The 19,980-nt window shown below is 69.1% G+C and carries 22 protein-coding genes and 1 tRNA gene; 8 read left to right on the plus strand and 15 right to left on the minus strand.

Features of this window, described 5'->3' with window-relative positions:
- Positions 1 to 60 precede the first annotated feature (60 nt).
- Positions 61 to 1,275 carry an arginine deiminase gene (gene arcA / locus HQ312_RS08165; RefSeq protein WP_027504489.1) on the minus strand — a complete coding sequence of 405 codons (1,215 nt, stop codon included), beginning with the start codon at positions 1,273 to 1,275 and terminating at the stop codon, positions 61 to 63.
- A 62-nt stretch (positions 1,276 to 1,337) separates the two neighbouring features.
- A complete protein-coding gene (locus tag HQ312_RS08170) occupies positions 1,338 to 2,216 on the minus strand; it encodes an SDR family oxidoreductase (RefSeq protein ID WP_222627644.1) in 879 nt (292 codons plus the stop codon).
- A gap of 108 nt (positions 2,217 to 2,324) precedes the next feature.
- On the opposite strand from HQ312_RS08170, the gene HQ312_RS08175 reads away from it, so the two are divergent.
- Together HQ312_RS08175 and HQ312_RS08180 are read left to right on the plus strand one after the other, a co-directional pair.
- Positions 2,325 to 2,924 carry a sulfite oxidase-like oxidoreductase gene (locus tag HQ312_RS08175; RefSeq protein WP_056447072.1) on the plus strand — a complete coding sequence of 200 codons (600 nt, stop codon included), beginning with the start codon at positions 2,325 to 2,327 and terminating at the stop codon, positions 2,922 to 2,924.
- A gap of 1 nt (position 2,925) precedes the next feature.
- Positions 2,926 to 3,696 (plus strand): ferredoxin reductase, encoded by a 771-nt coding sequence (locus HQ312_RS08180; protein ID WP_222638301.1) that lies wholly within the window; start codon positions 2,926 to 2,928, stop codon positions 3,694 to 3,696.
- Positions 3,697 to 3,719: 23 nt separating this feature from the next.
- On the opposite strand, the gene HQ312_RS08185 is transcribed toward HQ312_RS08180, so the two are convergent.
- The 5 genes from HQ312_RS08185 to HQ312_RS08205 all read right to left on the minus strand — a co-directional run bounded on the left by HQ312_RS08185 (position 3,720) and on the right by HQ312_RS08205 (position 7,009).
- A complete protein-coding gene (locus tag HQ312_RS08185; RefSeq protein ID WP_056447066.1) occupies positions 3,720 to 3,902 on the minus strand; it encodes a hypothetical protein in 183 nt (60 codons plus the stop codon).
- Positions 3,903 to 3,986: 84 nt separating this feature from the next.
- Positions 3,987 to 4,682 carry a TetR/AcrR family transcriptional regulator gene (locus HQ312_RS08190; protein ID WP_051612955.1) on the minus strand — a complete coding sequence of 232 codons (696 nt, stop codon included), beginning with the start codon at positions 4,680 to 4,682 and terminating at the stop codon, positions 3,987 to 3,989.
- A gap of 267 nt (positions 4,683 to 4,949) precedes the next feature.
- Positions 4,950 to 5,387: an effector binding domain-containing protein gene (locus HQ312_RS08195; RefSeq protein WP_027504103.1), complete on the minus strand. Its 438-nt coding sequence runs from the start codon at positions 5,385 to 5,387 to the stop codon at positions 4,950 to 4,952.
- Positions 5,384 to 5,851, minus strand: a complete 468-nt coding sequence (locus HQ312_RS08200) for an effector binding domain-containing protein (protein WP_027504104.1) — start codon at positions 5,849 to 5,851, stop codon at positions 5,384 to 5,386. The genes HQ312_RS08195 and HQ312_RS08200 overlap by 4 nt, the downstream gene beginning before the upstream one ends.
- A gap of 135 nt (positions 5,852 to 5,986) precedes the next feature.
- On the minus strand, positions 5,987 to 7,009 hold the full coding sequence (locus HQ312_RS08205) for a DMT family transporter (protein ID WP_082544602.1): 1,023 nt from the start codon (positions 7,007 to 7,009) through the stop codon (positions 5,987 to 5,989).
- Positions 7,010 to 7,068: 59 nt separating this feature from the next.
- On the opposite strand from HQ312_RS08205, the gene HQ312_RS08210 reads away from it, so the two are divergent.
- The 5 genes from HQ312_RS08210 (at position 7,069) to HQ312_RS08230 (ending at position 11,659) form a co-directional block, all read left to right on the plus strand.
- Positions 7,069 to 7,611, plus strand: coding sequence for a CGNR zinc finger domain-containing protein (locus tag HQ312_RS08210; RefSeq protein ID WP_027504105.1), 543 nt, complete (start codon positions 7,069 to 7,071; stop codon positions 7,609 to 7,611).
- Between the two features lie 248 nt (positions 7,612 to 7,859).
- Positions 7,860 to 9,104: an aspartate aminotransferase family protein gene (locus HQ312_RS08215; RefSeq protein WP_222638302.1), complete on the plus strand. Its 1,245-nt coding sequence runs from the start codon at positions 7,860 to 7,862 to the stop codon at positions 9,102 to 9,104.
- Complete coding sequence (locus tag HQ312_RS08220) at positions 9,101 to 10,135, plus strand: SDR family oxidoreductase (RefSeq protein WP_222638303.1); 1,035 nt, start codon at positions 9,101 to 9,103, stop codon at positions 10,133 to 10,135. The genes HQ312_RS08215 and HQ312_RS08220 overlap by 4 nt, the downstream gene beginning before the upstream one ends.
- A 26-nt stretch (positions 10,136 to 10,161) precedes the next feature.
- Positions 10,162 to 10,656, plus strand: coding sequence for a type II toxin-antitoxin system RatA family toxin (locus HQ312_RS08225; RefSeq protein ID WP_051612957.1), 495 nt, complete (start codon positions 10,162 to 10,164; stop codon positions 10,654 to 10,656).
- Positions 10,657 to 10,684: 28 nt separating this feature from the next.
- A complete protein-coding gene (locus HQ312_RS08230; protein ID WP_222638304.1) occupies positions 10,685 to 11,659 on the plus strand; it encodes a TAXI family TRAP transporter solute-binding subunit in 975 nt (324 codons plus the stop codon).
- Here HQ312_RS08230 and HQ312_RS08235 read toward each other — a convergent pair.
- Genes HQ312_RS08235 through HQ312_RS08245 form a run of 3 tightly spaced genes read right to left on the minus strand, consistent with a single transcriptional unit; the run spans position 11,586 to position 15,018 of the window.
- A complete protein-coding gene (locus HQ312_RS08235) occupies positions 11,586 to 12,971 on the minus strand; it encodes a HAMP domain-containing sensor histidine kinase (protein WP_222638305.1) in 1,386 nt (461 codons plus the stop codon). The two genes, HQ312_RS08230 and HQ312_RS08235, sit on opposite strands and share 74 nt — an antisense overlap.
- On the minus strand, positions 12,968 to 13,642 hold the full coding sequence (locus HQ312_RS08240) for a response regulator transcription factor (protein ID WP_222638306.1): 675 nt from the start codon (positions 13,640 to 13,642) through the stop codon (positions 12,968 to 12,970). Before HQ312_RS08240 ends, HQ312_RS08235 begins: the two co-directional genes overlap by 4 nt.
- Before the next feature lie 44 nt (positions 13,643 to 13,686).
- Positions 13,687 to 15,018, minus strand: a complete 1,332-nt coding sequence (locus tag HQ312_RS08245; RefSeq protein ID WP_222627659.1) for an MFS transporter — start codon at positions 15,016 to 15,018, stop codon at positions 13,687 to 13,689.
- Between the two features lie 149 nt (positions 15,019 to 15,167).
- Here HQ312_RS08245 and HQ312_RS08250 point away from each other — a divergent pair, with 149 nt between their 5' ends.
- Positions 15,168 to 15,917: a hypothetical protein gene (locus HQ312_RS08250; RefSeq protein WP_222638307.1), complete on the plus strand. Its 750-nt coding sequence runs from the start codon at positions 15,168 to 15,170 to the stop codon at positions 15,915 to 15,917.
- A 13-nt stretch (positions 15,918 to 15,930) separates the two neighbouring features.
- Here HQ312_RS08250 and HQ312_RS08255 read toward each other — a convergent pair.
- The 5 genes from HQ312_RS08255 to HQ312_RS08275 all read right to left on the minus strand — a co-directional run bounded on the left by HQ312_RS08255 (position 15,931) and on the right by HQ312_RS08275 (position 19,969).
- A tRNA-Ala gene (locus HQ312_RS08255) sits at positions 15,931 to 16,006 on the minus strand.
- Between the two features lie 62 nt (positions 16,007 to 16,068).
- Positions 16,069 to 16,833: a gephyrin-like molybdotransferase receptor GlpR gene (gene glpR, locus HQ312_RS08260; RefSeq protein ID WP_056447538.1), complete on the minus strand. Its 765-nt coding sequence runs from the start codon at positions 16,831 to 16,833 to the stop codon at positions 16,069 to 16,071.
- A 208-nt stretch (positions 16,834 to 17,041) separates the two neighbouring features.
- The gene (locus HQ312_RS08265) at positions 17,042 to 17,692 is read right to left on the minus strand and encodes a GNAT family N-acetyltransferase (RefSeq protein ID WP_027504111.1); all 651 of its coding nucleotides are present in this window, start codon (positions 17,690 to 17,692) and stop codon (positions 17,042 to 17,044) included.
- 31 nt (positions 17,693 to 17,723) lie between these two features.
- Complete coding sequence (glp, locus tag HQ312_RS08270) at positions 17,724 to 18,980, minus strand: gephyrin-like molybdotransferase Glp (protein WP_027504112.1); 1,257 nt, start codon at positions 18,978 to 18,980, stop codon at positions 17,724 to 17,726.
- 32 nt (positions 18,981 to 19,012) lie between these two features.
- Positions 19,013 to 19,969: a UTP--glucose-1-phosphate uridylyltransferase gene (locus HQ312_RS08275; RefSeq protein ID WP_051612960.1), complete on the minus strand. Its 957-nt coding sequence runs from the start codon at positions 19,967 to 19,969 to the stop codon at positions 19,013 to 19,015.
- Positions 19,970 to 19,980 lie beyond the last annotated feature (11 nt).

Below are 19,980 nucleotides of genomic sequence, written 5' to 3' on the forward strand. Positions count from 1 at the left end.
CCGGCCGGACAACAGCGGGAAGGCCGGCGGCCGGCCGGACATCTGCGGGAAGGCCGGAGGTCAGACGGGATCGCGGGCGACGGGGCAGGACATGCAGCGGGGTCCGCCGCGGCCCGATCCCAGTTCCGATCCCGAGATGCGCAGCACCTCGATGCCCGACGCCTCGAGGCGCGCGTTGGTCTCGACGTTGCGTTCGTACGCGACGACGACGCCGGGAGCCAGTGCGAGCGTGTTGTTCCCGTCGTCCCACTGCTCACGTTCGGCGGTGACGTTGTCGAGTCCGGTGTCGATGACCCGCAGTTTGCCGATACCCATGGCGTCGGCCGCGGCGTCGAGGAACGGGCCCGCGCCGGTGATGGTCACACCGGTGTCCTCGCGACGAATCGTGAACGCGGACAGCGTGTCCTGGATGATCGGGTACATCACCACCGCGTCGGTGTCGACCATCGTGCACACGGTGTCCAGGTGCATCGACGCCCGTTCCTGCGCGATGGGCACCACGAGCACGGTGTGCGCGAGGTCGTCGTCGAAGAGGCTGCGCGCGAGCGCTTCGGCACCGGCGGGCGTGGTGCGTTCACCGACTCCCACGGCGACGACGCCGGGCGCCATCAGCAGCACGTCGCCGCCCTCCACCGGCGCGGTGTGCGACTCGTAGGCCCGGCGCACACCGAGGAATCGTGGATGGAAGGCGTAGATCAGATCCGTCAGCGACGTCTCCCGAGCGCGGGCCCGCAGCGCCAGCGACGTGATCGCGACGCGTTGCTGGATCCAGAACGACGAGTCGCGGGTGAACAGCAGGTTCGGGAGCGGCTCGATGACGAAGTCGCCGCCGTGGTGCATGCGCCGGACCAGCGAGACACCCGAGTCGTCCGCTACCGGCAGTTCGTCGAAGGTCATGCCTGCCATCAGCACGGTCGCCAGTTCGGGTGCGGGCAGGCCGCGGAGGTAGGTCGCCAGGTCCCGGGCGAGCACGTGTCCGAGCCGCCGGGGTTCCACCGCGGCGGCGACACCCTGCACGCGTGCGGCACCGCTGAGGGCCAGGGTCTCGGTCAGCAGATCACCGAGCAGGAGGACCTCGACACCGCGTCCTCGCAGCAGGTCGGCGAACGCGTCGTGCTCGTCGCGAGCGCGGTCCACCCACGGCAGTCCATCGAACAGCAGCTGATCGTTGTTGCGTGGGGTGAGTCGGCGCAGCTCGTCGCCAGGGCGGTGCAGCATGACCGTCCGGAGCGTTCCCACCTCGGAATCCGCTCCCAGCGGAGCCGTCGCGTCCATGCCAGAACGGTAGTGCGTGAGCGCCGACTCGGCACGCGCTCCGCCGCGACACGCGCGTGAGGTCAGCGCAGCAGTCGGGAGAAGTAGTCGTTGGCCGCCTGCATGGTCATCTCGTAGGGGCGCGCGAACTTGCGCGACACCCAGTACCCCACCCGGATGTCGTTGCTCGAGTAGACGAGGAAGTGCCGCTTCGCCATCCCGGTCAGGATCTTCTCCGCGACCACCTCGGGGGACACGGCGTGGGCCTCGAAGCGTGCGGTCAGCTTCGTCACGCGTGGGTCGTCGCGATCCACGCCGGCGATGTCCACCGTCTCGACGAGCGGTGTCCGCACCGCCCCGGGGACCACGAGCGAGACGTCGATGCCGTGCCGGGCGAGGTCGTAGCGCAACACCTCGGACATGCCGCGCACGCCGAACTTGCTGGCGCTGTACGCCGCGTGCCACGGATACGCGAGCAGGCCGGCCGACGACGACACGTTGACCAGGTACCCACCGCGACCCGCCGCGATCATCGGGGGAACGAAGCACTGGGTGACGTGGATCGGGCCCATCAGGTTGATGTCGATCAGCGCCTTCCACGTCTCGTGGGCCATGTTCTCGACGGTGCCCCACGCGGAGATCCCGGCCACGTTCATGACGACGTCGACGCTCCCCACCTCGGCGTGCACGGCGTCCGCGAACGAGGCGACGGCGTCGTGGTCGGAGACGTCGAGCGCACGCGAGGCGACGACGCTGCCGCCGTTCTCGGCGATGGTGGCGGCCGTGGCGGCCAGTCCCGCCTCCGCGATGTCCGTGACGACCAGCCGCGCCCCACGCCGCGCGGCCTCGATCGCCGTGGCGCGACCGATGCCGCTGGCGGCGCCGGTGACCAGCACGATCGCCCCGCGCAGGTCGGTCCACGACCGTCGCGGACGTCTCCCTCTCAGCCTGCTCTGCACCATCGCGTCGCACTCCCCCCTCGCCGGCCTGCTGTGGTGCCCGACACTACCGGTCGAGTGTGCGCGCTCCGACTTGTCAGAGGCGCGACGACCGGCGCAGAATCTGCCACCATGGCGTTGATCTCGAAGGGCTTCGTGGGCCGCCGGCGCGGCGACGACGGTCGGACTCCCCCCGGCCAGTACCTGACCAACGATTTCCCGGTTCTCGCCATCGGGCCCGCGCCCGTGGTCGCGACCGACACGTGGTCGTTCTCCATCACGTCCGAGACCGGTGAGACCCGGACCTGGACGTGGGACGAGGTGGCCGCGCTGCCGCACGAGACCCCGACGGTCGACATCCACTGCGTCACCAAGTGGTCGAAACTCGACACCAACTGGAACGGCGTGAGTCTCGACGTGCTGCTGGACGGTCTCGACACCGAGGCCGGATACGTCGTCGTGCACGGCTTCGACGGATACACCACCAATCTGCCCCTCGAGGACCTGCGAGACGGGAAGGCCTGGCTGGTCACCGAGTTCGACGGAGAGCCGCTCGCACGCGAACACGGCGGTCCCGCAAGGCTTCTCGTGCCGCACCTGTATTTCTGGAAGTCGGCGAAGTGGGTCTCGCGCATCGAACTCACCGAGGAGAACGAACAGGGATTCTGGGAGCGCGGCGGCTATCACGACTACGGCGACCCGTGGCGCGAGCAGCGATACCAAGGCGACTGACGTGACCACCGGATCCACCGCCGGGGTCGGGGCCCGGCCGTGGCTCGTCGCGAGGGTCCTCGAGGTGCGGCGCGAGACACCGACCGCCTCGACGCTGGTGCTCGACGTCGACGGCTGGCCGGGACATCTCGCCGGACAGCACGTGGACGTGAAGCTGACCGCCGAGGACGGGTACAGCGCGCAGCGCAGCTACTCCCTCGCCTCCGCACCGGACGGCACGTCGCGCATCGAGATCGCCGTGCAGAACGTCTCCGACGGCGAGGTGTCCCCCTACCTCGTCGGCGCCGTCGAGGTGGGCGACCGGTTCGAGATCCGCGGACCCGTCGGCCGGTGGTTCGTCTGGCGGCCGTCGGCACCCACCGAGACCCCGTCACCGCCTGTCCTGCTGGTGGGCGGCGGCTCGGGCATCGTTCCGCTCCGCGCGATGGTCCGCGCGCAGGCCGCGGCGGGATCGAGCGGCGGCCGGGTGCCGTTCCGCGTGCTCTACTCGGTCCGTGAACCGGCGGAGGTGTACTTCGCCGACGAGTGGGCGCATCCGCCCGCGGGAGTCGACGTCACCACGCTCTACACGCGGCGCGCTCCCACCGGCTCCCGCAGGCCGCTCGGCCGCATCACGATCGAGGATCTCGACGCGCACGGGTGGCCCGCCGAGTTCGAGCCGCGGTGCTACATCTGCGGGCCCACGAGCTTCGTCGACACGGTCGCGGACATGCTGGTCGAGCGAGGACATGCACCGGCGAACATCCGCACGGAGCGCTTCGGCCCCAGCTGACAACCGTCCCCGCCCGGCCGAGTTCAGAGGCGGGTGGTCATCTCGTCCTGGTAGTCGCGGACAGTGCGTTCGATGCGTGCGGCATCGTCGGCGTCACCGCGTTTCCGAGCGTCGTCCGCGCGTGACTGCAGCACGCGGATGGCCTTGCGCAGCTCGTTGTCGGACATGCGGCGGTCGGTGCGTTCGCGCGTGGCGATGTCTTCCATGGGTCTCTCCCGACGTCACTCGTGCGGTCGACACACGATGCCGTGTGTCTCACGTCACAGTGTGCGCCGGGAGAGCGCCGAACGCTAGTGGTTGCTGGAGACGCCGGTGTCGCTGGTGGCGTCGGCACCCGAGCGATCGCGCACGAAGCTGGAGAGGCTTCGCGAGGCGAACTCGCGGAAGTACGGGAGCTTCGCCGGCGGCACGAGCGAGGGCAGGATGGTGTGCCAGACCTGCTCCATGCGCACGGCGGCACCGTCGAGGCGCGCAGTGCCCTCGGCGACCATCAGCACGCCACTGAGCATCTCCGAGACCAGGCAGGACGCGGTCTCGGCGTCCAGCGAGTCGATGACGTCACCGTGCTCGATGGCACGCTCGAAGAGGTGCGAGAAGATGTTCTGCCACGTACCGAAGACGCTCCCCCGCGTGGGGTCCGGTGCGTCCACCTCGAGCTGCAGGCGGTACATGATGCGCACCAGGTTGTCGGTATTGGCAAGGTCGAGAACGGAATACGTGATCCCGATGACGGATTCCAGTGCGGGAGAACGGCTGTCGACCATTCCGGTGCAGGCGGCCGCGACACGCTCACGACCCTCGTCGACGAGCGCGCGCGCCAGCTCTTCCTTGGAGGCGAAGTGGAAGTACAGCGCGCCCTTGGTCACACCCGACTCCGCCGAGACCTGGCTCAGGGTCGCCGTGGCGTGGCCGACCCGCAGGAACAGATCGGCGGCAGCCCGCAGGGCCGCGGACCGCGTTGCCTCTGCACGTAATTGCCTGACCATTGTTACTCCCCACTAGTCACGCGCGTTCGGACCGGTGCTCCGAACCGCCGGTGTGAATCCCGTGTCACACCCTTCTACTGCGCGTGATCATGATAGGCACAGGTTGGACTCGAACACCGCCACAGAAATGCACTCGAGACAAAATCACAATGACGACCAGCGCTCGAGCGAGTCCAGGCACCGCTCCGACTGCTTCTACTCGTCGGTAGGTTCTTTATCTCGACGAGAGCCGACTTCTCGTCCGCCGGCACCGGACGTCGGCGCACGTCATTGCAGCGAGACGGCGACGAAGATCTCGACGTTCCCGTCGGCTGAGAGGCACTCGAACTCCACCCCGCCGGCGCGCACGATCGAGCCGTCGGCGATGGCCTCCTCGGCCTGCGCCCACGCGTCCTCCGCCCGGTCGGGCAGCGTCATCGACGGCGTGAAGACCGCGAACGCTCCCGACGGAACCGTGACGAAGACGTCGCCGATCGGCACGTCGTCGACGTTCCCACGAGGTACGCCGACGACGACGTTGCAGACACCACGCTGATCCGGGACGTAGACGGTGTAGACGTCGGCGTCCTCCGGTTCACGTTCGCGGATACGTTCACGCAGGAACACGACGAGATCGCTGGCGCTGCCCTCGGGTCCGGGATCGACACCGGGCACGACCAGTCCGCCGAACACCATGCTCGGACGTGCCACGAGACGGAACGTCATCCCGCACCGCCGACGCCCCGCGAGCCGGGCGTCGCGACCGGAACGTACATCTCGATCTTGTACGCGTGGGGATACACCTCGAACTCACCGGTGAAGGCACGAGTGAAGGACCCCATCTCCTCCGCGTGGGTGATCTCGTTCCACAGCGTCGTCAGGACCTGCGGAAAATTGCCGACCGCGGAGAATTTCGCATAGCGCCCCGCCGGCACACGCGCCACGATGTGCCCGCGGCGCACGTCACCGTCCGCGACGCGGTACCCGACGATCTGCGTGCTGTAGGACCCGATCGCGGGAACGAAGTCGGTGTAGATCGACCCGAGCGGTTCACCGATGTCCTGGTTCAGGATTCCGGACCACGCACGTTCGAGATTGGTGTCGTAGAGAGAGCCCAACGCCCGTTTCGGGCTACGCACAGGGAGACCCGCAACCCACGTTTCCGCGAGGTCGACGAATTCGATGGTCATGACGGGCTCCCGTGCAACGGCTTCGATGTCCGCGTGGTGGTCACTGACATTCCGGCGGACCGGCACTCGCGACCCCGCCCGGAGAAGTGCCCACCCGCCGAATACCACGACGCGCCCTCACCATACAGTGCCGCGTCAGGGGAGAACGGATACCCCGTGAGATCCGTCCATTCCTGCCGAGGCCGGCAACGCCTCCACGGGCGGCGGTGCATCGGACCGCCACTGCACCACGGCGGCTCCCGTCAGAATTGCTGCACCACCTGCGATTTGAGTGAGAGACACCGTCTCGCCGAGCAGGAGCCACGCCGCAACCACCGCGCACAGCACCTCGACCAGCGCGATCACCGATGCGGTCGATGCCCCGAGGGCGCGGGACGCCATGATCCCGAAAACGTACGCGACGGCTGCGGAGACCAGGGCGAGCACTGCGACGGCAGTCCACCACGGCCACGCCCGGCCGTCGAGAGCGACGTCGTTCGTCGACACCTGCAACGGAACCATTCCCAGCATTCCGGCGACGCCGACCACAATGGCGCCCACCGCCAGTCCGGCGGCCGAGAGAACCAACGGATCGACGGCGTCACCCTGTTTCGCGGACACCACGAAGTAGAACGCGAGACACACGGCGGCGGACAGTCCCCAGAGCACGCCGACAGGATCGAACACGGCGCCGTCGAACACGTCGAGCACGACCAGCGCACCGCCGAGCGCGAGTGCGACACCCGCCATCGTCGTCGGGCGGGGGCGCCGCCGGGTGGTGATCCAGATCCAGCCGATCACCAGGACCGGCCCGAGGTACTCGAGCATGAGTGCGACACCCACCGAGAGGTGTTGGATCGCATTGAAGAAGCAGACCTGGGCTCCTGCCACCGCGACGACGCCGTACGCGACGACGGTGACGGGAGCCGAGAGCACCCCGCGGAGTGCGCCGCGGCGCAGCAGGACGACGACGGGCAGGAGGATCACCGCACCGCCAACGATGCGAGCGAGCACCGCGGACTCGGGCGACCACCCGGTGTCGGTGAGCGCCTTCGCGAACGGGCCCGACATTCCGAACGCGATCGCGGAGGTCACGGCGAACGCGACACCGGAACGGGAGGACACCATGAGCGGCCCTTTCGAGGATCCGGCCACACCGTCGGGTACGTCGCCCGTCATGTCATGACCGTAACTGTAGATTGGTCATGACACTAGAGACCCGGAAGGTCAGGAGTCAAATGCTTTTTGCTCATGACACACGCACCGCCCTCGTCTGGGCGGCGGCGCTGATCAACACCGCCGCGAACGGCGAGGACCACCTCCCTGACGTGAGCACCCTGTCGTCGATGCTCGACGAGCACGAGTGGACGGGGCGCCGCGACGGCACACAGGAGGAACTCGACGCCGTGCGGGCCCTGCGCCCGGCCTGGCGGGCGCTGTGGGAGACGGGCGAACCCGACGCCGTCGTACCCGTCGTCAACGCGATGCTGGCCGCATCCGACGCCCGGCCGTACCTCACCCGCCACGGCGACTGGGGCTGGCACATGCACGTCAGCGACGACGACGCGCCCCTCGCCGATCGCATGACGGCCGAGACCGCCGTCGCCCTCGCCGACATGGTGCGGTCGGACGAGCTCGAGCGGCTCCGCCTGTGCGACGCACCGGACTGCGACGCGGTGCTCGTCGACCTCTCCCGCAACCGATCGAGGCGGTACTGCGATACGGGAAACTGCGGCAACCGCGCCAACGTCGCCGCGTACCGGGCCCGCAAGAAGATCTGACGGCGACCGGTTCGGGTGAACCGATATTCGCACAATTCCTGATCATCCGGATTCACTCCGTGGTCACCGGACCAGCCACTGGTAGCTACCCCGCTCAATAACGGTGGTTCGCTCCATCTGTTGTCGCGCAACATCATACGACTCATCGGTGGCTTTGACGCCACCTGCAGCCGGGGTTACCGTCGGTGATCGCGGCGGCCCGCCGGGCCGCACGCCTCATCGCTTCTCCTCGTCTCGGGAGCCACACCATGTCGATCTCGACGTCCCTCGACGGGCGGGTGCAGAGCCACACCCGCGCGCATCTGTCCGAGTCTCGTGCACGCGTGGCCTCCATGCTGGGCGACATCGTCGAGGACCGCTCCCTCGGAGCCAGGCTGTGGTCGACCGACGACGTCGAGTACCTCAACTGTGGCGGGTACGGGACCCTCCTGCTCGGCGCCCGGCATCCCCGCGTCGTCGACGCGGTGATCGGCCAGCTCGGACGCCATCCCGTCTCCACCCGCACCCTGCTCGAACCTCGGGTGGCCGAGGCCGCGGCGGCGCTGGCGGCCCGCCTGCCGGACTCGCTGTCGAAGGTCTACTTCGGCGCCTCCGGAACCGAGGCCACCGAAGCCGCCGTCAAGATGGCCTGCAGCGCCGGCCACCATCGCCTGATCGGGGCGAGCCGCGGCTACCACGGCAAGACCCTCGGCGCGCTCGCCCTCACGGCGAATCCGTCGTATCAGAACCCGTTCCGTCGACTGTTCACCGCGGCGACCACAGTTCCGTACGGCGACGTCCAGGCACTGTCGGACGCACTCGGCGACGACGCCTCCGACGCCTGCGTGGTCCTCGAACCCGTGCAGGGCGAGGGCGGGGTCGTGCTCCCGCCCCGCAACTACCTCGCGGTCGCCTCGGCACTGTGCCGTGAACGCGGAGCCCTCCTCGTGATCGACGAGATCATGACCGGGCTCGGACGCACCGGCCTGATGTGGGAGAGCGAGCGGGACGCCGTCGATGCCGACATCGTCCTCGTGGGAAAGAGTCTGGGCGGCGGCGTGATTCCCGTGTCGGCCGCCGTCGCGACACCGCGCGCCTTCCGTGCCTTCGACATCGACTTCGGCATCCACACGTCGACCTTCTCCGGTGCGCCGCTGGGGATGGCGGCCGCGTGCGCCGCGCTCGAGGTCATCGACGACGAGAAGCTGGTGGCGCGATCCGCACGGACGGGCGGACGACTGCTCGACGAGTTGCGCATACTCACAGCGGATCTCGGGACCGTGGAGGTCCGCGGTCGAGGGTTGCTCATCGGGCTCGACTTCGGCGACGCCGGCACCGCCGGCCGCTTCCTGCTCGCGCTGCTCGACCGGCGCGTCGTGGCCAACCACTCCCTGAACGCCAGTCCAGTCGTGCGTTTCACTCCCCCGGCCACGATGACCGAGGCTGATGTCGACTGGATGCTCACCGCCGTCGGCGACGCACTGCGCGAGACGTTCTCGAAAGGACACCGATGACGATTCTGCTGACCGGAGCCTCCGGCGTCGTCGGACTGCCGACGCTCCGCGCCCTCACCGAGGACCACGACGTCGTCGTGCTGGAAGGTCGACGGGCCGTGCCGCACTCGGGGATCACTGTCCGCGGCGACCTCCGCGCGCCACACCTCGGACTCGACGACCGGACGTGGTCCGCCCTCACCCGCGACGTGGACACCGTCGTGCACTGCGCCGGCGTCGTGGACTTCGGGATCGACGACGCGTCCACCCGGGCCGTCAACGTCGACGGAGTCCGCCACATCGTGGAGCTCTCCCGGGACGCGTCGGCACGCCTGGTGCACGTCAGCACCGCCTTCGTCGGCCAACCCGTGATCCCGGACGTCACCGGCGGACTCGCCACCATGCACCCCGGTGCGTACATCGCCAGCAAGAGGGACGGCGAGGATCTCGTGCGGAGCAGCGGCGTCGACTGGACCATCGTCCGCCCGTCCATCGTGTGCGGCGATTCCGAGACCGGTGAGATCTCCGAGTTGCAGGGGCTGCACACCCTCGTGCGCGCCTTCCTGCGCGGGACGTTGCCGGTCGTCCTGTGCGAGGACGCGCTGCAGTACGACTTCGTGCCGTGCGACGTCGTCGCACGGTCGATCGCGACGGTGGTGAACCACCCGCGGCAGTACGACCGCGAGCACGTGTGGGTCACCAGCGGGGCCGCGGCACTGGACATCGACTCGCTCGTCGCCGTGCTGGTCGACGAGGCCACCCGCCTCGGGATCGCGGTGGACGCGCCTCGCCGGCTGCACCCGGACGTGTTCCAGCGCCTGTGGAAGCCGGCCTTCTTCGACCTGCTCGACCCCGCGTCGCAGACGAAGTTCGCCAATCTCCTCGCCTCCGTCGCGAACCTGTTCAACACCAGCCCGTTTCCCACGTCGCTCGGGTCCGGACCCCTCCCTCCCGCGCAGACGGCGGGCACCATCGAACGCTCCGCCCGCCTCACCGCCCGACATCTGGTGGAGCGCTCCCCCGGCGCCTATCCCGTCCTGCAGTCCGCCTGACCGTCGATTCCATTCGAGGAGTTCTCATGTCCCCCAGCATCATCAGTGTGATCGCCACCCTCACCGGCGTCACTCCGGACGACGTGTTCGATCGGGTCAGCGACTTCGCCTCCTTCGGCGATCACGTACCCATGGTCGACCGCATCACCGTGACGGATCCCGAGTCGCGGGACGCGGCCGGGTACGTTCGATCGTCGTCGTGGTCGACCCACTTCCGCGGCGGTCTGCTGCAGTGGGTCGAGACGGACACCGTCGACGTGCCCGGCCGCACCGTCACCTTCGAGCAGTCGAGCGGCGACCTGGGATCGTTCGACGGCCGGTGGGCGGTGCGGGAGACCGGCGACGGCGCCGTCGAGATGGCCTTCGACGCCGCCGTCGACATCGGCATCCCGTCGATGGCCGACATGCTCAATCCGGTCGCCGCACAGGAACTGGCCACCGGCGTGCACCAGATCGTCGACGGGCTCTTCGGCTCGGGCGTCGTCTCCGTCGAGACCGGGTCGCGGCTCACTCAGCGCTGACGGACCGGCCCCGGCCTATGCTGAACGCGTGCTCGGCCGACGGCAGTTCCTCCGCGGGGCCGGCGCGGCTGCGGCCGCCGCCGCCCTGGCGGGGTGTTCCCGAGATACGTGGTGGCAGGACGCTTCCGGCCGACTGCGCATCGCCACCGGCAACGTGGGTGCGGTGTTCGACGAGTACGGCGCGGCTCTGCGCACAGAGGCCACGCAGGTGCTGCCGGGTGTGCGCTCGGAGGTCGTCGTGACCGGCGGCTCCGTGGGAAACGTGCTCGACCTCTCGTCGGGCACCGCGGACGTCGCGTTCTGTCTCGGCGACACGGCGCTCGACGCGGTGCGCGGCGAAGGGGCCTTCGACTCCCCGGTCCCCCTGACCGCGCTGGCCCGGCTCTACGACAGCTTCCTGCAGATCCTCGTCCCGGTGGATTCCCCGGTCACGGGAATCCAGGATCTGACGGGCGTGCGCCTGAGCGCGGGCCAGACCGACTCGGGCACCCGGTCGGTGACCGAGAGGTGCCTGGCCGCAGCAGGAGTGGACACGGCGGACGTCGACTTCGTCCCGCAACCGCTCGGCGAGGCGACGGCGGCGCTGAGCACCGGACGCGTCGACGCGCTGGCCTTCGTCAGCGGGTTCCCGGTGCGGGCACTGGTCGAGCTGGGCGCGCGCACACCGGTCCGCGCGCTGGATCTCGGTGGACTGGTCGAGGGACTCGTGTCGACGTGGGGTCCGCAGTACGTCACCGGTCCGCTGCCGGCCGGGCCGTACCGTCTGCCCGCCGCCGTCCAGACTGTCAGCGTGAAGACCTACCTCATCGCGACGCCGACGCTCCGCGAGGACACGGCCTACGGGTTCACGTCCGTCGTCTTCGACCGTCAGGACGCGATCGCACGAACCGTCCCCGACGTCCGGCAGCCGACCGTCGCCGCCGGGATGTTCACCCAGCCGGTCCCGCTGCATCCGGGGGCGCTGCGGTGGTTCCGCGATCGAGACGCGCGGGAAGTGAGATGACCGTCCGCAGGCCGGGATCGGCGGGGTCGAAGACCACGTCCCCGTCGGCGTCGCGGATGCGGAGGACGACGATCGCGAGACCCAGTCCGGTGCCCTCGACGCCGGCGTGCCGGTCGAGTCGATGGAAGCGCCGCCCCAGCTCGGCGGCTTCGGCGGCACTGACGCCGTCACCGTGATCGCGCACCGTCACTCGCCACGCGTCGCCGGCCTGCTCCAGCGCGACGTCGACGGACCGACCCTCCGCGTACTTCAGGGCGTTGTCCAGCAGGACGTCGAGGACCGTGGGGACGAGGTCCTCCTCCAGGAACGCCGGGGCGGTGTCGACGTCGGCCCGGACGGTCAGCAGATCCCCGAACAACGGCGCCCACAGCGCGACCCGCTCGCGAAGCTGCCGGGCGACGTCCACCTCGGAGGAGCGTCGGTCGAAGCCTCCCGCGCGGCTGATCTCGATCACCGCGTCGAGTGAGCGCGCCATGCGTTCGGTCTCGGCGAGCACCGGTTCGACGGCCGGATCGTCCACGGCCAGGTTCTCGAGCCGGAGCCGCAGTGCCGTCAGCGGATTGGCCAACTGGTGCGACACGTCCGCGACCAGTTCGCGCTGCTGCTGCCGGGAGTGCTCCACGTTCGCCGCCATGTCGTCGAACGACTCCGCGAGCCGCCGGAGTTCGGGAGGCCCGACGTGGCGTCCCTCGGTCGGAGTGCGGCCGCGGGACAGCTGCTCGACGCGGGTGGTCAGATCGTCGACCGGCCGCACCACCCAGCCGACGAGTGGCACTCCCACGAGCCAGGCGACGAGCGCGAGGACGACGGCGCCGCCCGCCGCGGCGAGCACCATCGCTCGCTGCACGTTGTCCCGCGCGGCCGACGTGTCCTCCAGCATGACGACGGCACCGAGGATCTGCGCGTCCCGGCCGATGGGCGTCGCGACGATCAACGGCTCGGTCTGCCACGGCCACAGCGCAGTCGGAGCGGAGGTCGGTGTTCCCGCGAGCGCGTCGCGTACCGCGCCCGCCAGACCCGGCACGTCCGCCGGCAGATCCGAGTCGGCAGGTGCGAGCACCGATCCGTCGATGTCGACGATCCACGTGCGGGTGCTCTCCGTGACCTCGCCGTACCGCATCAGATCGGGTCCCAGTGAGCTCGCGTCACCGACGCTGTCGGCCAGGGTGGCGAACCGGGTCGCGGCGGCCAGACGCCGTTCGTGGATGGTGATCGCCCGTTCCTCCGCGTGGGCGGCCACGAGCGGCGCGACGAGAGCCGCCAGCACGGCGGCCGTCAACGTGATCGCCAGTGCGAGCAGCCGTCTCCTCACGCGTCGGGCTCGGCCGGAGCGACCAGTCGATAGCCGACACCGCGCACCGACTCGATCCGGGCGACGTCCTTCAGCTTGTTCCGCAGTGACGCGACGTGGACGTCGAGTGTGCGCGAGGCACCCACCCACGTCGTGTCCCACACCTCCTCCATGAGCGCGGCGCGGCTCACGGGGCGGTCCGGTGTGCGGGAGAGTGCCACGAGCAGTTCGCATTCCTTCGCGGTGAGCGTGCGCACGGTGCCGTCGGGTGCGGTGACCTCGCGGGTGTCCCGAGCGAGGTCGAAGCCGAGATCGACGGCCGGCTCGGTGGCGACGCGTCCGACACTGCGCCGCACGACCGCGTCCAGCCGTGCGAGCAGCACCGCGAAGCTGTACGGCTTGGTGACGTAGTCGTCGACACCCGCACGCAGAGCGCCGATCACGGAATCCTCGGTGCGCCGCGCCGTGAGCGCCACGATGGGAACGGACGAGTGCTCCCGGATCCGGCGGCAGACCCACAGGCCGTCGTGATCCGGGAGACCCATGTCGAGCAGGACGAGATCGGCGTCGTCCACCATGTCGAGCGCCGCGGTCCCGGTCGCGGCGTGCCGCACCGCCCAGCCCTGCCGACGCAGCGACTGTGTGAGTGCGTCGGCGACTCCGAGGTCGTCCTCGACGACGAGAATCTGCATCGTCAGGCCCTCCCGTCCGGCGCGGAAAGCCTAACGCACGGACCTCAGGACACTGCCGCCTCGTTCCTGTCCGCTCGGCGTGCCTGCTCGGCGTCCAGGAAGGTCGGTGCGCGGTTCTTCAGGACGAAGACGTACACGACGAGCGAGACACCGATGGCGATGGTGACGTAGATGCCGAAGGCGTCGAGCGCATCGTTCTCCTTGGCGGCCTCGTAGATCACCGGAGCCGTGCCACCGAACATCGAATTGGCCAGTGCGTAGCCGAGTCCCAGTCCCAGAGCGCGCACGTGCGCCGGAAACAGTTCCGCCTTCACGATCGCGTTGATCGAGGTGTAGCCGGTGAGGATGACGTAGGTGCCGGCGAGCAGCAGGAAGGACACCATCGGCGTCTCGACGCGCGGCAGCAGGTTCAGGAAGGTCCACGACCACAGCACACCCGCGATGCCGAACCCGACGAGCAGCGGCTTGCGCCCGATCTTGTCGCTCAGCAGTCCGCCGAGTGGCTGGATCACCATGAGCAGCACCAGCGCCGCGAGGTTGATCCACGTCGCCGTCATGCCCTGATCGGCGTAGGTGCTCTTGACGATGAGCGGCCCGTTGACGCTGTAGGTGTAGAACGCGACGGTGCCGCCGAGGGTGACGAGGAAGCAGATGAGCAGCTGCTTCGGATACGCGGTGAACAGTTCGGTCATCGAGCCGCTGCGCTTGCCGTCGACCTCGGTCTGCAGGGATTCGTCCATGCTCCGACGCAGGAACAGCACGACCACGGCGCCGAGGGCGCCGATACCGAACGCGATGCGCCATCCGAAGGAGGCGATCTGTTCGTCGGTCAGGACGCTCTGCTGGATCAGCAGTGTGACCTGGGCGAGGACGTGACCGCCCACCAGGGTGACGTACTGGAACGAGGAGAAGAATCCGCGCAGCCCCGGCGTCGCCGCCTCGGACATGTACGTCGCCGACGTGCCGTACTCGCCACCCGTCGCGAAGCCCTGCAGCAGGCGGCAGAGGACGAGCATGACCACGGCGGCCGACCCGATGGACGCGGCCGTCGGGGTCAGCGCGATGAGCAGGGACGAGCCCGCCATGAGCGAGATGCTGAACACCAGCGCGGGACGACGCCCGTGCCGGTCCGCGTACCGACCGAAGAACCACGACCCGATCGGGCGCATCACGAAGGTGATCGCGAAGATGCCCATCGTGTAGATGCCCGCGTTGGGCTCACCGTCGGCGAAGAAGCTCGACTGCAGGTACGACGCGAAGACCGTGTAGACGTACACGTCGTACCACTCGACGAGGTTGCCGAGTGATCCGCGAATGGTGTTGAACACCGCCCGCTTCGTCGAGGGAGGCCCCGCGGGGATGGCTGTCGTGGCCATGGATGGTCACCTTTCGGTCCGGTGCAGGGGATGCACCGAACGAACACTAGGTGTGACCGGCGCCATATGAGGCACGGCTGCGGGCAGTCTTTACAGACACTTTGCAAACCCGACCGAGGCTGTCGGTGGGACCTGCCACCATCGCCGACATGACGACGACGCCGGCGCTCCCCGAAGCGTGCCTCGCGTGGTGCAGCACCCGTTCGTACGAGTACGACGTGCTGGGTGATCTCGCGGAGATCGACCTCGACTGGTGGAACAGTCGGCTCACGAGCGCGCGCATCCCGGTGCGGGTCCGCGCCCGAGGTCTGGACGGAGATGTCGTCGAGACCGGCACCGGGTTCCTGCGGCGCGGCGATCTGCAGACCATCGGGAGCGGGTGCGATCTGACCACCGTCTACCACTGCGCCGCATGGCTCGTCGGTCATCGAGACCGAGACCGCGCTCGCCGCTTCCCCGATGCGCGGGACCTCGAGGAGCCGGCCGGCGACCGTCGGCTGCACGGTGTTCGGCAGGCACTGGACGAGTGCCGCCGCGCGCCGGCGCTCATCGACGTCGGTCCGCACCGGGACTGGTCGGGCTGGCCGAGGGCCACGGGATTCGGGCGCGTTCCGATGTCCCTGTACGTGTGGGCGATCGGGTCGGAGACCATGCTGCACCGCCCGCAACTCCTCGACCAGCAGGCGCTGTCGGAACTCGTGCACCTGGGGTGGGTGGACAATCCCTCGGTGTCGGCCATGACCGTGCGGCGCTACCTCGACTACTGCGAGGTGCTCGACGAGTGGGCGAGACTGGGCCACGTACGGCCCGAGCTCGTCGAGATGTGGCTGGTGCGGTCCTGGCGGAGCCGACGGGAGACGCCGTCGCCGTTCCTGGACGAGTTCCGCGATGCGCTGTGACGAGAGTCGAACGTGGTGGAGCTGAGGGGAATCGAACCCCTGACCTTCTCGATGCGAACGAGACGCGCTACCAACTGCGCCACAGCCCCTGACCCGGCGAACCAGGATCGTCTCGAACTCTAGCAGCCCCGCGGGACTGCCAGAAATCCGGTCACTCCCCCGCTGCGCGGCGCATGCGGACGTCGAGGTGGGAGTCGCCGACGCGCTCGTCGTAGTGCTCGAGATGGTCGAACGCCGGGTCCTCGTCGTCCACCTCGAGCACCACGGCGCCAGGACGACGCAGGCGCTCGGGAGTGAGCTTGAGCTCCGGGTCGGTGCTGGACTCGACACCGAGGCGCGAGCGCTGCAGACGCTGCATACGACGACGACGGATGTCCTCCTCGATGCGCACCTGGCGGCGGAGGTAGAACAGGTAGGACGACAGCCCGACGATGGTGACGGCGAAGACCCACCAGAAGATCGGGCTCGCAAGGAATCCCAGCGCTGCAGACATCGCGATGACGAACACGGAGCCGAGCACCGTGCGCTGACGGAACGCGTAGCGGGCGGCGCGGGCGATGGCGTCGGCCTCGGGATCGAAGCCGCCGCGGCCGCGTCGCTGCGGCACGAAGTCCTCCGAGAAGTACTCGTCGACGTGCTCGTCGCTCTCGTGGCCGTGCTGGGTCTCCATCGGATCCTCCGAAAGCGAGTCGGTCGAGTGCAGGTCGTCGTCGGACGGGCGCCAGTCGGGGTCGCTGCGGTGCCCTGCCGCGGGACCGGGATCGACGCGGAGCCGCGCTCCGCCCCGGTGCAGGACCCGTGTCGCGAGCGCGACGTCGGTGGTGCGGCGGATACGCGGGCGCGATGTGACCACCATCGGCACGAGCACGAACAGCCAGATGGCGACGAGGCCGATCCAGATCACCGAATTGGGCACACCCACCACCTCCTGACGTGAATCACATTCATGTGAGCTTGCACGTCAGCGTAGTGGGGCGCGGTGAACCGCCGACGACGACGCGCCGAACACGAGTGCACTCATGTCACTCCAGTCACAGGCCGGACCTTCCCGTAGTGCTTGCGTGTTCCCGCGGACACTGCAGCACGCGCGGGAACACGGAACCCCTACGGGAACCTCGAGGCAACTACCGAGCCCACGCCGCCCGACCACTGCGCACCAGCACGTCCGCCACCGTCCCGGGCGTCTCCCCCACCGTCATGGCGACGAGGATGTGGTCGCGCCACGCACCGTCCACGTCGAGGTACCTCTGCAGCAGGCCCTCCTGGCGGAACCCGACGTTGCGCAGAACCGCTTGACTGGCAGCGTTTTCCGGCCGCACGGTGGCTTCGAGCCGGTGCAGCCCGGCCGACGAGAAGCAGTGGTCGACGCCGAGTGCGAGTGCTGCCGTGGCGACCCCCTGCCCGCCGACGTCCTTGGCCACCCAGTAGCCGATCCACGCCGATCGAAGGGCTCCGCGAACGATGTTGCCGACAGTCAGCTGCCCGACGAAGGTGCCGTTCAGTTCGATGGCGAAGGGCAGCATCATCCCGCGCCTGGCCTCGGCCTTGAGGCTCGAGAACAGGGGCGGCCACGACGACATCGCGTGCCGCATGTCCCACGGCGCCTCACCGGTGGGCTCCCACGGTTCGAGGTGCGCGCGGTTGTCGATGCGGGTCCGCGACCACACCGCGGCATCACGCAGACGCACCGGTCGGACCGTCACCTCGCCCGCGGGAACCACGAGAGGTCCCAGCTTCGCCGGCCATCCGGGATGGCTCGACCACGATCGCGGCATACTTCGAAACCTTAGCGAAGAGGACGGAGCGTCAGCCGCGCTGCGCGAGGAATGCGACGTCGACCTCTTCGCCGGTCCGCACCTCGGTCACCTCGGGGTCGACCATGACCAGGCAGTTGGCCTCCGCCAGCGTCGCCAGCAGGTGCGACGAGCTGCCGGGAGCACCGCCGAGTGCCTGCACGAGGTACTCTCCCGTGCCCTCGTCCCGCATGAGCTGGCCGCGCAGGTAGGCGCGGCGCCCGGCGATGGACGTGATGGGTCCGACGGTGCGGGCGGTGACGATGCGGCGCATGGGCTGGCGTCGACCGAGCGCGATGCGCACGAGCGGCCGCACCATCACCTCGAAGACGACGAGCGCACTCACCGGGTTGGACGGCAACAGGAAGGTGGGTACCTCGTCGCGACCGAGCTGGCCGAAGCCCTGCACCGATCCGGGGTGCATGGCCACGCGGCCGACCTCGATGTCGCCGAAGTCCTCGAGCGCCTCGCGGATCTCCTCGGACGCGCTGCCGCCGACGGCTCCGGCGATGACGACGATCTCGGAGCGGATGAGCTGCCCTTCCACCACCTCGCGCAGCCGCTTCGCGTCACCGCTGACGATGCCGATGCGGTTGACGTCCGCGCCCGCGTCCCGCGCCGCGGCAGCGAGGGCGTAGCTGTTCACGTCGTACACCTGGCCCTGGCCCGGTGTGCGTTCGATGTCGACGAGTTCGCCGCCGATCGAGATGACCGAGAGGCGGGGACGGGGATGCACCAGGACCTTGTCGCGGCCCACGGCTGCGAGGAGCCCGACCTGCGCTGCGCCGATGATGGTCCCGGACCGCACGGCGACGTCGCCGGGCTGCACGTCGTCGCCGATGCGGCGCACGTACTCTCCGGAACGCACGGGTGCGAGCACCTCGATGCGGCCGCGCGCGAACTTCGCTCGATCCACGGGCAGAACGGCGTCCGCGAGGGTGGGCAGCGGTGCACCCGTGTCGACGCGCACCGCCTGCCGCGGCTGCAGACGGATGGGCTGACGCGACCCCGCCGCGACCTCGCCCACCACGGGCAGCGAGATGTCGACGGGTGCGCCGTCGTCGTCGGTGGCCGACCCCGCGGCAGCGATGTCCACACTGCGGACCGCATAGCCGTCGATGGCCGCCTGATCGAATCCGGGCAGCGGGCGCTCGGTCACCACTTCCTCCGCGCAGAGCAGACCCTGCGCCTCGGAGATGGCGACTCGCACCGGCCGGGGGGCAACCGCTGCAGCCGTCACTCTCGACTGCTGCTCCTCAACCGAGCGCATCCGCACCTTCCGTCATCCGTGTCGACCGGGCGTCACTCGTAGGTCGTGAGCTCCGGTGCCCAGCTGTCGCTCAAGCGCTCCTGGAGCCACTCGCGCAGTGCCGGACCGTAATCTTCGCGTTCCAGTGCGAAGTCAACCGCAGCGCGGAGGTAACCCCCGGGATTTCCGAGGTCGTGTCTCACTCCGCGGTGCACCACCACATGTACCGGATGACCCTCCTCGATGAGGAGAGCGATGGCGTCGGTGAGTTGCAACTCGCCGCCGGCGCCGGGCTGGATGCGTCGCAACGCATCGAAGATGGCCCGATCCAGAAGGTATCGGCCGGCCGCCGCGTAGTTCGACGGCGCGTCCTCCTTCTTGGGCTTCTCCACCATGCCGTTGACCTTGAGCACGTTGGGGTTCACTGCGTCGGGCACGATCTCGGTGTCGAACACTCCGTACGCGGACACCGCGTCCTCGGGAACCTCGATGGCGCACAACACGGTTCCGCCGCGCTTGGCACGCACCCGCGACATCACGTCGAGCACACCCCGCGGCATCACCAGGTCGTCCGGGAGCAGCACTGCGATCGCGTCCTCGTCGTCGTCGAGCACCTCCTCGGCGCACGCGACGGCATGTCCGAGACCCAATGGCTCCGCCTGGATCACCGACTGGACGTCGAGAAGACCGGGCGCGACACGGACCTTCTCGAGCATCTCGAGCTTGCCGCTCGCCTCGAGCTTGTTCTCCAGCACCAGATCCTCGACGAAGTGGGCGACCACACCGTCCTTGCCGGGCGAGGTGACGATGACGAGGCGCTGCGCGCCGGAATCGGCAGCTTCTCCGGCGACGAGCTCGATTCCGGGCGTATCGACCACCGGCAGTAGCTCTTTCGGTACCGTTTTCGTGGCGGGGAGGAAACGTGTTCCCATGCCTGCAGCGGGTACGACGGCCGTACGGAACGACGGCTTCTTGCCACCGGCCACGGACTCACTGTTTGCTGAGCTCATGCGCACACCCT

Source organism: Rhodococcus sp. BP-316 (assembly GCF_019836105.1).
Classification (GTDB): domain Bacteria; phylum Actinomycetota; class Actinomycetes; order Mycobacteriales; family Mycobacteriaceae; genus Rhodococcoides.